Consider the following 12,741-nt stretch of genomic DNA (forward strand, 5'->3'; position numbering starts at 1 on the left):
ATTGTGGGACTGGATCTGTGGAGATACCTTGATGCCCCCTGGGCAAGCGAGGCCACGGCACCCTTCGCCGGTTAATGGGCCGTTCGTTTTTATCCGAAGTCGACGCCCCCGCGGCGTAAGGCATAGCTCGACCGACAAGAACCGCGCGGCATAGAACACCACCAGGTCGATCCGGATCAGCCGTACGCCGCGGGGCACGAGATCACTAGAGGCTGACGCCCTCCAGTTTCGCGATCAGCGTGTTGCGATCCTCAACCGATTTCAATCGCACCGTTAGAGCTTCGCTCTTAACCGGCACCTGGGGCGGCAGAGAGACGGCAATGCCGGGAATATTTTCGGCAGCCCACCGCCTGAAACGAGGCAACTTGTTGGGGCCGCTGATAGGAAGGGTGTGAATATATCTGAAAGTCATGACTGCTTCTTTCCGAATGCGGGCAATGCCATGGCACAGGCGGCCAGATTTGCTCCGCAGTTTTCGTGTCGGGTTGCGAGAGACCTGACGCCAATGTCGCGGTCGCAACTATTGGCGCCAGGCAATCAGCGTCCGGCACTAACCCTTCGGATAGGAAAGACGTAACGCATGGTGAGCGCGAAACCCGTTAGCTCCATCGTCGGCATGTCAGACACCAGAACCTTGCCGCTCGCTCAACCCCAGGATCAGGCGGCCAGAGTGACGGCGGGCATGCCGACACCCCAGCTCTGCATGGAGCTTCCGTACAAAATCGGCAAGCGCGATATCACCCAGCCTGTCCGCCGCCGCTTGTGGAGAAAACCATCGTCTTTTTCGGTGCGCTTTTTCGCGCCAGTGGGTCAAAGTGCCACGCACGTTCATACCGAATATCGTGACACAGCAGACAAGCTGAGGCCCATCGTTGAGGGTCTCGATATATCTGTGCGTCATTACCGGAGCCGGGGACATGTCGCCAATAATTCCTGCCACCTTAAACGCATGTCGCGAGGCCATGACGAGGGGCGGACATGCTTTCACGAGCGGGCCAGTGGGCACGATCCAGCGCTCGCGCTCATGGTCCGTGACAAGCAGCACCTTGCGCTCGCCGTCGCGCCCGATCCGCCAGGGAAGTACTCCGACCTGCTGCAACTGACCTCTGTCATCAGGTGACGAGACGATCGGGCTTGCTGTCGTAGCGCGTGTCATTGTCCTGCGGTCTCCGCAAGCCAGCGAAAGGGCAGCCGGAACTCGTTGCGCTTGCAACTATGAGGCTTGCGTGCGGCTCTCAGTGGAACGGAGGTTTCACACCAAGGGCACCGGGCCGCGGCACCCGGCAGTTGACGGTTGCAGGCAGGGCAGACTGGAAGGGGGCGAGGGTGGGACATTAAAACGCTCCATGGCTACGTCGCGCGAGCGACGCATACGAACCGCACTTTCAATTGCGTGGTTCCCGGAGCGGCTGGGTCTATGGCGGCGTTAAAGGTTCAGTGCTGCCAGCTCCGGGTTAGGGAACGTGCCTGATCAATAAGCCTGAAAAATAGGGATTTCATGGTCGTTTTCATGATGCTTATCTGGGCAAGGATCGCGTTGCCTGCAAGGTGACCTTTTGCCGCACGATAGGAATGATGCCGGACCATTAGCGCCAAATCGTACGTGAGCGAACCTCGTGACATCCACTCAGCGGCAACAAGCTCTGCGTCACTTTATAGCCTCACTGTCAGACCCAGAGCTTTTCGCTTGAACGCGCGGACGACGATCGAGACATTGATGGAGGTTTTGCAGACGTAGCTGTTCTCGAACAACAGACCTGACCGGTCATTGCACCGCACTGACGATTCGAGCGCCTGCTCAGCTAGGTTGCGCCCCCACTCGTTGTGGAAGAACGTGCTTCCATCGGTAAAGCCAAGCCCGGTGCTCTGGTATGTCGGTCGAGCTTGTAGCGATCTTAAGGCGGCAAGATAAGCGGCATCATTGTCCGACCTGCGTCCAGCGATCAATGCTTTTCCCAGAGATTTCCGATCGATGCTGGGACGCCTCCAAATAATGAAGCGGTTCTCAACCAGATCAATGTACTCATCGAGACCAGCAACGGGGATCGAGTGGGCGGCGACAGGTTGATAGAACATGAATGGATCGCTCTCTTCGGCGGCCGCATTCGCCCGGAAACACATAACCGCTTCGAGCGATGCCACTATCTCCGGCCAGGCTTTAAGGACGGAGGACATCACCTGAGGGTCGACTCCAGCCTTCCGCCAGAGTGCATGTATTAAAGCCAGAGCAATCCACCGTGGCTCGCCTGTCGTCTCGTTAGCCGCGTTAGCAATCGGTGCAAGGCAGGCCTCGTCCTCACATAGGATAGCGGCGACATCAGCCAGAGTAGCATGATCAAGTCCAAAATTGGGCTTGGCAAGCAGGGCAGGAAACAAGGTGGTAACCTCTGAAAAACGCCTTGCTCTCAACAAAGAGAACAAAGACCAGTGGAGCGACTGAATTGGCGAACGACCCGATCGCACGCGTGCGATCGGGTGACGCTCCTGCTTTGAGGCGCAGCGGCTCCGGTCTGGCTTGAGGTCCAATAATCATCACCGATGCGTTCCTCCCGGACAGCATGAGTCGAGCTGGGCCGCCGCTCGTGATCGCCTAGATGACCCCTAACGCGTCCATAGCTTCCGCGACCCGAACAAATCCGGCGATGTTTGCACCAAGGACGTAATCGCCCGGCGCGCCATATTCCTCGGCTGTTTCCGCGCAGACATCATGGATCGCACTCATGATGTCTGCGAGGCGCGCCTCCGTTTGCTCAAACGTCCAGCTGTCACGGGAAGCGTTCTGTTGCATTTCCAAAGCAGACGTGGCGACCCCTCCTGCATTAGCGGCCTTGCCAGGCGCGAACATGACGCCTGCCGCCTGAAACAACCTTACAGCCTCGGGAGTCGACGGCATATTCGCGCCTTCTCCCACCGCGATGACGTTGTTTCTGACGAGCGTCTTTGCGTCTTTACCAGTCAGTTCGTTCTGCGTTGCACAGGGCATAGCCACGTCACAGGGGACATCCCAGATTGATCCTCCCTCTACAAAGCAAGCGTCCGACCCCTTGAGCTTCACGTATTCCGAGATGCGTCCTCGGCGGACCTCCTTGATCTCCTTGACCAGGGCGAAATCAATCCCGTTTTCATCAACGACATAACCGTTTGAATCGGAGCAAGCGACAATCTTCCCGCCGAACTCGCTTACTTTTTCCATTGTATAGATTGCAACGTTGCCCGAACCAGAAACCGACACACGCCTTTCTGAGAAGTCCATTCCTTTGGAGGCCAGCATCCTGCGCACAAAGTAGCTCGCCCCATAACCTGTCGCTTCTTTGCGAGCGCGCGAACCGCCATAGAACAGGGCTTTCCCGGTCAGGACACCCGCCTCAAATCGATTGGTCAGCCTCTTGTACTGGCCAAACATATAGCCAATCTCACGACCGCCGACACCGATGTCGCCAGCGGGAACATCGGTGTATTCGCCAATATGTCTATGAAGCTCAGTCATGAACGACTGACAAAAGCGCATAATTTCGCCATCAGATCGTCCGCGCGGATTGAAGTCGGATCCGCCCTTCCCTCCCCCGATGGGCATACCGGTCAAGGCGTTCTTGAACGTCTGTTCGAATCCGAGGAACTTGATGATACCGACGTTGACCGAGGGATGAAACCGAATGCCGCCCTTATAGGGACCCAAAGCAGAATTGAACTGCACGCGGAATCCGCGATTGATTTGGACCTGACCGTTGTCATCCACCCAAGGTACACGAAAGATGATCTGCCTCTCCGGTTCACAAATCCGCTCGATGAGGGCGTTTTCCGCATAACGCGGATGTTTAGCAACGACTCTTCCAAGGCTCTCCAGGACTTCGCGCACGGCCTGGTGGAACTCGAACTCTCCTGCGTTTCGGCGCAAGACTTCGTTGAGAATGGGTTCGAGTTTTTCGTCGACGTGAACCATCAAATACTCCGTTTTTTTAATATCTTAAGGAAGATCGGCATGGGCAAAGCAGCCTGATCACTGCCGGCGAGGGTGACTGCCTTGACTCGTCAGACATCGGGGTTCTTTGACCTCACTCGCTCGGACATCATCGCCTGGAAGTTCGACAGCAGGATTATGCATCCGCCGATGACGACCCAGGCGTCCACGCCTTCTCCGTAAGCGTAGAACCCGACGACCGCAGCCATGGGTACACGCAAAAAGTCGATGGGCATGATGACAGATGCATCGAGGCGCTTAAGCGCCTGTGCCTGGCAGTAATGCGCACTCAAGGCACCAACGCCGGCAACCATCATCCACGGAATATCGGACAGGCTGACGTCCCTCCAGTCCGTCAACGCGGCCAGCAGTCCCAGCGGCAGTTGAATGAGGATCATCCAGACCACGATGATTGCTGGTGAGCATTCTTTCGTGAGCTGCTTGACGAGAATTAAGGAAAGCCCATAGCCGGCGGCCGCCAGCAGCACTAAACCAGCAGCCGGATCAATGACGCCGAATCCTGGACGCACTATCACCAGAACACCGATGAAACCGCCAAGGGTTGCGAGAAGCCGCGGCCCGGTTAGCTGCTCCTTGAGAAAAAGCCAGGCGAAAAATGCGACCCAGATCGGCATCGTAAATTCGAGTGCAAAGACCGAGGCCAGTGGGAGAGCGACCACGCCAATGGTCCAGAAATACTGGGCGGTGAAGTGAACGACGTTTCGGGCGAGATGCCTTGGAAACAGTTTCTTCTGACGGATCTGCGGCAGGAGTGACCGTCCCACCAGCAAAATTACGCCAAGACCGACGAGAGCCCGGAAAAACAGCACCTGTCTGATCGACAAGGTCGATGCAAGCTCGCGAGAGCCGACAGCCATGCTTATGAAGGACGCCATGCTCAGCGCCATCCAGCCAAGTCCCTGCGCCAAACCTGCCCGCCGCCGCATTCCAGTAAAATGTGTGTCTTTTTCCATGATTGCTCCGGAAAGCTTGTGCTGCCGCGATAAGGGAAGCCTTGGTCCACTTTTGTTGGCCAAACATCTGAAGCACCATACGAAACAGATGTTGTTGGTGCGTTCAAAGGGCGGAGGAACGTGCGCAAGCAAGCGCAGACATCCGGTCCTGCAGACCTTTCTTGCGTCGATATCATCGCGTTCAGAGGTGGCTGAAGGCTTCCGCGGCTGCTCGTCTTTCACCGGCACGGCCGACCCGGACGACAGTCAATTGATGTCTGTGTCCATCGCGAGAATTCCATTCCCCGCGCTGCCCGGGCTTAAGGCCCAAGAGCGCCACGCCAACAGGCGTCAATACAGACAAGCGGCCCGCGTCTGCCAGCACTTCATTCGGGAGAACAAGGGTAACCTGGCGTTGCTGCCCCTCTACATCATACGAGACAGTTGATCCTAGGCAGACCGTGTCGAGCGAGACCTGTTCGTCTGCCAAGACCCAGGAGTTTTCCAGCTTCTCACTCAAGTCGGGGCCGACGTCGAAATCATTGGTCAAGGCCACGAGCGTCAGGCGGCTAAGTGTGTGAAAGTCTGTTGCCCCGATTATGGGCATGGTTTGGCTGAGTGAAGACATGTTTATTGTGACCTGCGCAACAACCCTGTCGCTAGAGGAAGGGCGTTGACTTGTTTGAAGAGAGACTTGCCGCAGATGGTAGGGCGAACGTGTTGACGTAGCCATTCTGGATCCGGCAGGCGACAGTGGCCGGACCCGGTTACGATCCTGCGATGGGGCAGACCCTGAAAGCGCTCACTGCGCGTCTTTTGCTCTCGTTCAACATCAACCTAGCATTTATGGAAGGTGCCATGAAGTCAAGGGCACTTGCCGAGATCAAAAGCGCCGGGCAGCGTCTCACGGCGCTTCTTGACTTCCCCCTCAGGCATGCCATGATTAGAGCACCATGTTGAAAATTGGCAATTTCCATAGATTTCGCCTCTGCCGAGAGTATCCCGTCGAAGGATACTAGCCCGGGACCTAGACTGCTGTCGCGCGTCTGAACCCGGGCTTTGATCCTGCGGGATTGCGCGACCTCACCCTCCACAAGCAGTCCTTTTAAGAACAAGCAGTCTTTTTAAGAACGCAGCTATTCGGCCGCGGTACGAGGCATATGAAATGAACACCACCGATTACACAAAGCCGTCCATCATCGTCCGGCAGACTGACCACGCTCGTCTGACCGCTCTTGCACTCGCGGCACCGGGGCGCGACCTCGACGATGCCGAGGAGTTACTTATCGAACTTGAGCGTGCTGATGTCGTAGAGGATGACCAGTTCCCCGCAGACGCAGTGGCGGTCGGATCGACGGTATCCTACCTGACGGAAGGCGGAGCCAGAAGGACGGTAACTCTTTGTTACCCCGGCCTCGCCGACATCGAACGCTCAATGGTCAGCGTGCTGACCCCGATTGGAGCTGCTCTTCTTGGTCTTTCTCCCGGACAGCAGATCGAGTGGAAGGGCCGTGACGGGCATTCACACAAGTTGACCGTCCTTGAGGTGATGGCCGACTTAACGGTCAACGCCTCTTAAGACCCTCATTCCGGATGATACGAGAACCCGTTTACAAATTGACGGCGACCGTCCGCATCCACCGATTGACGAGGTCACAATTCAAACGTCGCGAGTAATCGCGACTATTGCGATCCCAATCGATGCCAGAGAGCTTCATCTTCCACTCCCTTGGTTGGCCATCTGTCCCTGAATGACCCGGCAAGCTTCGATCCATGCATACTGCCTTGCGTTTCAACGTCAAATGAACATCACCTGAATATCTGAATGAGCACTAGAAGCGCAATCGTTTCGGCACCCATCACCTCTTTCTCGAAGTTGTTCGAGGAGCAGGTGGCGGCTCAGATGGTTATGCTTGACTGACATCACACATCCTGCAACGCCATTGCCACGCCGAAAAACGAGGCGGATAAATGCCATGGACGATCCAGCGCCTAAAGTTCGCCCTTCCGGTGTTGAGATGGGCTGACCCCAAATGCTTTTTTGAAGCTCTGGGTGAAGGCACTTTGGGTTGCAAATCCCCACGTCTGAGAAATCTCCTTTACGGACCGATCCTTATTCCGATCGATCTCGTCGCGAGCTTTTTGAAGGCGCAGAGCAAGCTGATACTCACTTATTGTTTGTCCCACGCAGTTCAAAAAGGAATATTGCAAAGAACGAACACTGACCCCGCTCAGGCCCGCCAAGAGTTCAGGAGAGCTTCTAGCCGCTGGGTGCGCATGGATATAATCAATCGCTCGACGGACCTGTCGTGGAGCAATGACGGGCACGGGCGCCTCAAGTTTTTGCGTGTAGTTGTTCGGATAGTTTAGAAGAAAACTGTCAACGATCAGATTACCCATACTCGGGGACTGCTTATTCAATGACCTGGCAATTCCTTGTAATGGTGAACCGTTCAGCATTTGAACAAGAGCCGGAAGCCCTTCGAGTTTGCCATGATCCAGAGCGCGTTTGCTAAATTCGATCGGCTGAACCACAGGCCGATCGAGCAATATCGACATTCGTCTTGATAATAGAGCGTCTGAGATAACGACTGTTGAATGTTCGCTACCATCCAGGACATCCACGCTGTCGGCGTGCCGGTAGCCAATGACCTGATTAGCCGCAATCGATAGCCTTTCACCCCGGAAGTCATATTCGGTTGCTCCCTTGCTCGCGAAATTAAACAGAACAGCGTCGAACATCGCAATGGGAGTAACGCGATACGAGCCTATGGTCGCCGACCATTCGAAGAATACTTCATCGATTACGGCCAGTTGACCGGTGACCCCATAGTTGTCGTGTGAGCCCAGTGGCATGACAGCGACGGGAGCATACGCCTCACTCAGATACTCTTCGACTTCCCCAATATCTCTCGACGAGATCTTGAGCTTTTTGTACAGCCCGTCCGACATTTCCCGCACATCCCAACACAGGTTGACGTGATAAAAAGCGCATTAGGTACCAACTCAAATCACCTGAAATGGCATCATATGTCCCTATAATAACCAACGGTGCGGCATCATTTAGATCTGGGAATCAACCGAGGGTATTGCTCCATTTCGGTCGTAATCAGTCATGCTTGCAATCAGCCTCTGCGTTGCCGAAGACGTTCTCAATGTCTAGTGAACGGTTCAGAGGACATTTGTCCGGCACGCTGGCAATAGTCGCAAAAAAATTGCACCTCAGAAACACACCTGCACTTTACAGGTGGCTCATCGGCTTCACGCGCCTTTTGAGAGTGAGAGTTTTCGACTATTCTTAATTATAAACATTGGCGCCTTACCGGTCGCGGCTCTAAACCTCTAAAAAAGGTTCACGTCGAATGGCTTAGCCAAGGATTATGGCCTAAACGTCCGCGACATAAAGTGGTTTGGATACGGATTTGATACAGAGATGTCTGGATGAGCAATCAATTATTTCGGCCTCCAAGCTTTTAGCGGCGATGGAAAACCCGAAAAGGCTCGCAATACTGCGGATTCTCGTTGACGCCGAAATTCCGGTTGGTGAGCTGGCACACCGGGTTGGCCTCAGCCAATCAGCCTTGTCGCAACACCTCGCCAAGCTGCGCAATGCAAACGTCGTACAAACCCGCCGTGAAGCGCAGGTGATCTACTATTTCAGCCATTCCGATGCCGTGCGGCGTATTTTAGCTACTTTGGAAGCGATTTTCCGCGAGCAGCCGCCTGTGTCTCCGGCTGCTGCGCCAAGCGGGCGATAAATTCGCCCCGGCGCATGAGGCTGGTAACGTTATGGATGGCTTCACTGGATTGGACTGGCTGGCCAGTCAAGATTCCTCGCCGCTTTAGACTGTTTTCTTGATGTATTGTAAGCGGTTGTCCGACCGCATATTGTCCGCTGTCGCCTGATCTGTGATCGACACTCCATGGATGAGTGACAACGAGGATCTTGCAGGCATACGTCAGAGTTGTCTTAAGGTGTACTACGCTTATCGACTTACACGGTTACCGTGCTGCTTTCGGCGCTCTTTACGGAGACACACACAACAAGAAACATCAGGACCATAATCCGCACCTCGGAACTCCGTGAGTCGCTCAGTTTGCTATTCCGTGGCTCTACACTCACTCCTGAAATACACCTCAGACAGCCGAAAGTTTCCTTTGTGTCGCCTGCACTGAGCAACGATATCTATACTCGCCTTCAAAAAACCCACGATGTCGGCCCGGTCCAGACCTGCGCCGCCCTCCGACTCCTTAACGAGCAGGACCAGTTGCTCAAAAGCCAATTCGGCCGAGTTAGCATGGACCGTGGTTATTGAGCCAGGATGGCCTGAATTCACGTTCCGGATATAATAAAAGGCCGTCCCATCGCGAAGCTCCTGAAGCAGAATCCTATCCGGCCGCATACGAAGACAGGATTCGAGAAGCTCTTTCGGTCCGGCACGCGAAAGCCCCTGCCCTCCTTTCGAGTAGAACAAGCGCACGTGGTTCGGTTGTGAGATAACGAGCTCGGGAGTGTCCTCGATTGAAATGACCCTCTCGTTTTCGGGAATATGCTTGATCAATGCTTTGGAAAGTGTCGTTTTCGCCGAACCTGTGGCGCCAGAAATGATGATGTTTTTTCGAGCGATGACGGCCTGCCGCAGGAAATCCTTAAAACGGCCGGCACGATATGTTTCACACAGTTCCTCATCCTGCGCGGAGGAGGAGGTACTGGTCGCTGCGCACGCTGTCTGGAAAAATCCCTTTTCCTCCAGATCATCAAGACTGAAGTCGACCGAGGAAGGCTTGCGGATTGTCATGCTGACAGTGTCATTGATGGTCGCCGGGGGGATGACGATCTGGATTCGTTCGTTCCCGGGTAGCGTCGCCGACAATATTGGACGCGTCTCATCAATCGACTGATGGGAAAAACTTGCGACTGCCCGGGCGAGACGCATGAGCTTTTCGAAGGTCAGTTCCGGCATTTCATAGGTCCGCCACCCACCAAGACCTTCCGTCAAGACCTGCCCGGGCCGATTGACGATCACCTCTAGGAGAGACTTGTCCTGAAGGAATGTCGAAAACGGTTTCATCAGCTCGCTGACGACAGCCGATTCCTGCCTCTCTGCCATTTCGCGCCCTATTTCGTTAGGAGCGTCGATCGTGGCGCGAAATCCCCCAGGACTGCACGATCGAAAACGCGGTTTCTGGGTTCGGTCACCCTAAGACCGTAGATGCCGGAAAAGTCGAGATCGCGAGCGACAAAGATCGAAACCGGTTCACCTTGGTGCTTATTGAGTGTCGGCGGGATATTTATGGACTGCTCGACCGCGATGGCGGCCGCCTGTTGACTGGCACTCGTTGTTTTTTGCGCGTCGACATCGCTGTCCTGCAGCCGACTGCTTGCATAGTTCGTCGCGTCCCCGACAATGGAAAGCAGAAGAGCGCTGCCGAACCGCTCCCACCAATGGATGTCGACATGGCCGTCGACACCGGCACGACCAAGTGCGTCGGTTGCTGGTGATGCGAGAGTGACGATAACGCCCTTCGGCGTTTTCGCGCGATTCCAGAGAATGAACAGGCGCTTTTGCCCGCGCTGAAGCCCTCCACGATATTCGCCGACAACCTGCGTGCCCTTTTCCATCAAGACCACCCTGCCATTGTCAGAGAGAACATCGCGGTTGATCACACAAGTGGTAAATCCCGGCTGGTCGGATGCTAACGCGGTTTCAAGAACGCAGGGAATGGTCGTTCCCATCGCGACGATGAAATTGCGGTTTCCGAGTGTACCGGCCCTTGAGCCTTCAAGCCGCGTTGGCCGCAGAAGGCCATCGAAACGCTGCTGCTCATTGTTTTGCTGGTTCTGAACAGACATATTGTTGTCGAGCGGCACGAAATTGCTGTTGTTGGAAGGATAAGAGCTGTCGCTTTCCCTCAGCTCTTTCCGATTCCTCTGCCCTCCACTGAAGGCCATCACGGGCGCGCGGCGGGCGGAATCGAGCAGCTTATCCTGCTCTTCAATGACCGGTTCGACGACAGGCGTTGGCAATTTTACTTCAGGGAGCGCCTGGTCCGGTTCAACTTTCTCTTTTGCGGCCTCGAAGGGGGTCGTCTGACGAATAATGATCCGTTCGGGCTGAAGATTTTCATCCCTTCCCTTCTTTCCCGTCGTCGACCAAAGCGCGAAGCTGACAAACGCGATGATCGCAATGGCAACAGCGCCGCGTTTCAAGAGAGGGCTGTTGTCGATCTGACGACTGGTGACGGTTTCGGCACGCTCTCCGGGGATGCGATCCTCGTCTTCCTGAGCCATGACTGTTCCCTTCCCTATCGCCCGGTAACGTCGCGCTTCACGACGCGCTCCACCGAAGGAGACGTTGTGTTGGTGTCAGGATTGATACCGACGCGGTCGTAGGCTTCGTTGAAGACGCAGAGCACATCCTTGCCCCGACGCAAGATGAACTTGCGGCTGATCGCGTGCACCATCACCAGATCTCCATCGACCGACTTCGGAACAAGGCTTTCGGAGCCGTCGGAGTTCTCCATATAGATCGCGGGCATTTCCTGGTTACCCACAAAGGCGAACGTTGTAATCTTGCCGTTGTCGTAGACGCTTTGCGGCTCCAGTGCCTGCGATCCCTGAGAAGAATAGCGCCAGTTTCGAGGGCCATAGGCTTCGTGAAGCGCCAGCACATTGTCGGCGTCCTTCGCCTGGGCCGCGAGAGCCCTCGACGCTGCCTGCTGGCGGCGAAGCTCGGCGTCATCGCCTGGATACCTGTACTTCACGTAGAAGTAGGTGTTTTGGCCAGCCTCTACGGAGCCATCGCGCGCCGTCAGTTCCATCTGGTAGCTGCGGGTCGAGCCATCCGTGCGCGTCGTAACCACGGAAATATTCGTCACCGGCTGGCTCTCGCGTGGCTTCAGGAACAGGATGTTGCCGGCCGGCGCAACTTCCCAGGCGACGCTATTGCCGAGCGCGACATGGGCGATTTCCTCGTCCGCCGCGAACTCGACCTGTACGGATGACCGCAGAGTGCCGACCACCCGCGTGATGTTGTAGGGTTGGTAGTTCACGAACCGGATACGACTGTCTTGCGAGGCACCTCGGGGTATCTCAAGCGCAAACGCCGGCGACATCGAAAGGGTCACGATGAGTGCAGGAATTCGAGGGATGCGCATCATCTCACCTCCTCCGGATCAGCGCGATACTCGCTGACGACGAAACCGAGCGGGTTTACGAGCCGGTCCGTCGAGGACATCGGAGCGTTCGCGTAGGAATAGGTGATCGACGCAACCCAATGGGTCGTTCGTACTTCCTCGCCACGCGTGATGGTTCTCATGTAGCGTACGGAAACGACATTCTGATTGATGAGGGAGATTGAAGCGATATCGATCCTTGCTGTAGCCCCGCGACCATAAGTATTCTGGGGCGATTGCGGGTTGCTGCCACGGTAGAGGGCCGCGAAACGCGTTTGCTCCGCTTGCGTCGACAAGAGGGCGATGGTGCGGAAATTTTCCTGTGCTTCACTCCAGACGTAACCCTCGCGGGCCCGGACATATTTTGCAGCGAAATATTTCGTCACCGCCTCATCGTAGGTGCCAGCCGTCGATGTCAGCGCTGACACGACGTCGACAATGCCGGTCGAATTGTCGACGCGCACCACAAAGGGTTCAACCGTCTTGAGGGGTGTGAGACACGCGACCGCGAAGACGGCTACAGCGGCGACAATGCCTGAAACTATGGCGATCGACCAGGCAATCCTGTTCGATCGCTCGACCTGGATCATCCGGTCCTGGTCGAAACGACGTGCTTTGTCGAAGTAGCTCTTGAGATTATCTGTCGTCACCATG

The 12,741-nt window shown here is 55.6% G+C and carries 13 protein-coding genes; 3 read left to right on the forward strand and 10 right to left on the reverse strand.

What is annotated here, in order from left to right:
* Positions 1-205: 205 nt before the first annotated feature.
* Positions 206-412, reverse strand: a complete 207-nt coding sequence (locus tag ACQZ45_RS21650) for a hypothetical protein (protein WP_019565739.1) — start codon at positions 410-412, stop codon at positions 206-208.
* A gap of 168 nt (positions 413-580) precedes the next feature.
* On the opposite strand from ACQZ45_RS21650, the gene ACQZ45_RS21655 reads away from it, so the two are divergent.
* Positions 581-1,120, forward strand: a complete 540-nt coding sequence (locus ACQZ45_RS21655) for a hypothetical protein (RefSeq protein ID WP_448742543.1) — start codon at positions 581-583, stop codon at positions 1,118-1,120.
* A gap of 533 nt (positions 1,121-1,653) precedes the next feature.
* Here the strand turns inward: ACQZ45_RS21655 and ACQZ45_RS21660 are convergent.
* From ACQZ45_RS21660 to ACQZ45_RS21675, 4 genes are all read right to left on the reverse strand, one after another.
* On the reverse strand, positions 1,654-2,526 hold the full coding sequence (locus ACQZ45_RS21660; RefSeq protein WP_448742544.1) for a hypothetical protein: 873 nt from the start codon (positions 2,524-2,526) through the stop codon (positions 1,654-1,656).
* A gap of 64 nt (positions 2,527-2,590) precedes the next feature.
* Positions 2,591-3,940: an NADP-specific glutamate dehydrogenase gene (gene gdhA, locus ACQZ45_RS21665; protein ID WP_142851309.1), complete on the reverse strand. Its 1,350-nt coding sequence runs from the start codon at positions 3,938-3,940 to the stop codon at positions 2,591-2,593.
* Between the two features lie 89 nt (positions 3,941-4,029).
* Entirely contained in the window at positions 4,030-4,932 is a 903-nt protein-coding gene (locus ACQZ45_RS21670; RefSeq protein WP_236736197.1) for a DMT family transporter, read from the reverse strand.
* 181 nt (positions 4,933-5,113) lie between these two features.
* Positions 5,114-5,539: a GreA/GreB family elongation factor gene (locus ACQZ45_RS21675; protein ID WP_065687585.1), complete on the reverse strand. Its 426-nt coding sequence runs from the start codon at positions 5,537-5,539 to the stop codon at positions 5,114-5,116.
* Positions 5,540-6,076: 537 nt separating this feature from the next.
* On the opposite strand from ACQZ45_RS21675, the gene rnk reads away from it, so the two are divergent.
* The gene (rnk, locus tag ACQZ45_RS21680) at positions 6,077-6,490 is read left to right on the forward strand and encodes a nucleoside diphosphate kinase regulator (protein ID WP_142851310.1); all 414 of its coding nucleotides are present in this window, start codon (positions 6,077-6,079) and stop codon (positions 6,488-6,490) included.
* A gap of 413 nt (positions 6,491-6,903) precedes the next feature.
* Here the strand turns inward: rnk and ACQZ45_RS21685 are convergent, their stop codons facing one another.
* Positions 6,904-7,863 carry an AraC family transcriptional regulator gene (locus tag ACQZ45_RS21685; RefSeq protein WP_060642232.1) on the reverse strand — a complete coding sequence of 320 codons (960 nt, stop codon included), beginning with the start codon at positions 7,861-7,863 and terminating at the stop codon, positions 6,904-6,906.
* Between the two features lie 485 nt (positions 7,864-8,348).
* Between ACQZ45_RS21685 and ACQZ45_RS21690 the strand changes: the two genes are divergently transcribed.
* A complete protein-coding gene (locus ACQZ45_RS21690) occupies positions 8,349-8,669 on the forward strand; it encodes an ArsR/SmtB family transcription factor (RefSeq protein WP_025591476.1) in 321 nt (106 codons plus the stop codon).
* A gap of 342 nt (positions 8,670-9,011) precedes the next feature.
* On the opposite strand, the gene virB11 is transcribed toward ACQZ45_RS21690, so the two are convergent.
* Genes virB11 through ACQZ45_RS21710 form a run of 4 tightly spaced genes read right to left on the reverse strand, consistent with a single transcriptional unit; the run spans position 9,012 to position 12,740 of the window.
* On the reverse strand, positions 9,012-10,022 hold the full coding sequence (gene virB11, locus ACQZ45_RS21695; protein WP_142851311.1) for a P-type DNA transfer ATPase VirB11: 1,011 nt from the start codon (positions 10,020-10,022) through the stop codon (positions 9,012-9,014).
* An 8-nt stretch (positions 10,023-10,030) separates the two neighbouring features.
* Positions 10,031-11,203: a type IV secretion system protein VirB10 gene (gene virB10, locus ACQZ45_RS21700; protein ID WP_142851312.1), complete on the reverse strand. Its 1,173-nt coding sequence runs from the start codon at positions 11,201-11,203 to the stop codon at positions 10,031-10,033.
* Between the two features lie 14 nt (positions 11,204-11,217).
* Positions 11,218-12,072, reverse strand: coding sequence for a P-type conjugative transfer protein VirB9 (virB9, locus tag ACQZ45_RS21705; protein WP_161986926.1), 855 nt, complete (start codon positions 12,070-12,072; stop codon positions 11,218-11,220).
* Entirely contained in the window at positions 12,069-12,740 is a 672-nt protein-coding gene (locus ACQZ45_RS21710; protein WP_003517248.1) for a VirB8 family type IV secretion system protein, read from the reverse strand. Before ACQZ45_RS21710 ends, virB9 begins: the two co-directional genes overlap by 4 nt.
* Between the last annotated feature and the right edge of the window lies 1 nt (position 12,741).

Source organism: Agrobacterium sp. 16-2014-1-2a (assembly GCF_053522705.1).

What these genes read in the sequence shown, in the direction of transcription:
- ACQZ45_RS21685 (WP_060642232.1), bottom strand. Translation starts at nt 7,863, where the DNA reads ATGTCGGACGGGCTGTACAAAAAGCTCAAGATCTCGTCGAGAGATATT.
- ACQZ45_RS21670 (WP_236736197.1), bottom strand. Translation starts at nt 4,932, where the DNA reads ATGGAAAAAGACACACATTTTACTGGAATGCGGCGGCGGGCAGGTTTG.
- ACQZ45_RS21710 (WP_003517248.1), bottom strand. Translation starts at nt 12,740, where the DNA reads ATGGTGACGACAGATAATCTCAAGAGCTACTTCGACAAAGCACGTCGT.
- ACQZ45_RS21675 (WP_065687585.1), bottom strand. Translation starts at nt 5,539, where the DNA reads ATGTCTTCACTCAGCCAAACCATGCCCATAATCGGGGCAACAGACTTT.
- virB11 (WP_142851311.1), bottom strand. Translation starts at nt 10,022, where the DNA reads ATGGCAGAGAGGCAGGAATCGGCTGTCGTCAGCGAGCTGATGAAACCG.
- ACQZ45_RS21650 (WP_019565739.1), bottom strand. Translation starts at nt 412, where the DNA reads ATGACTTTCAGATATATTCACACCCTTCCTATCAGCGGCCCCAACAAG.
- virB9 (WP_161986926.1), bottom strand. Translation starts at nt 12,072, where the DNA reads ATGATGCGCATCCCTCGAATTCCTGCACTCATCGTGACCCTTTCGATG.
- rnk (WP_142851310.1), top strand. Translation starts at nt 6,077, where the DNA reads ATGAACACCACCGATTACACAAAGCCGTCCATCATCGTCCGGCAGACT.
- virB10 (WP_142851312.1), bottom strand. Translation starts at nt 11,203, where the DNA reads ATGGCTCAGGAAGACGAGGATCGCATCCCCGGAGAGCGTGCCGAAACC.
- gdhA (WP_142851309.1), bottom strand. Translation starts at nt 3,940, where the DNA reads ATGGTTCACGTCGACGAAAAACTCGAACCCATTCTCAACGAAGTCTTG.
- ACQZ45_RS21655 (WP_448742543.1), top strand. Translation starts at nt 581, where the DNA reads ATGGTGAGCGCGAAACCCGTTAGCTCCATCGTCGGCATGTCAGACACC.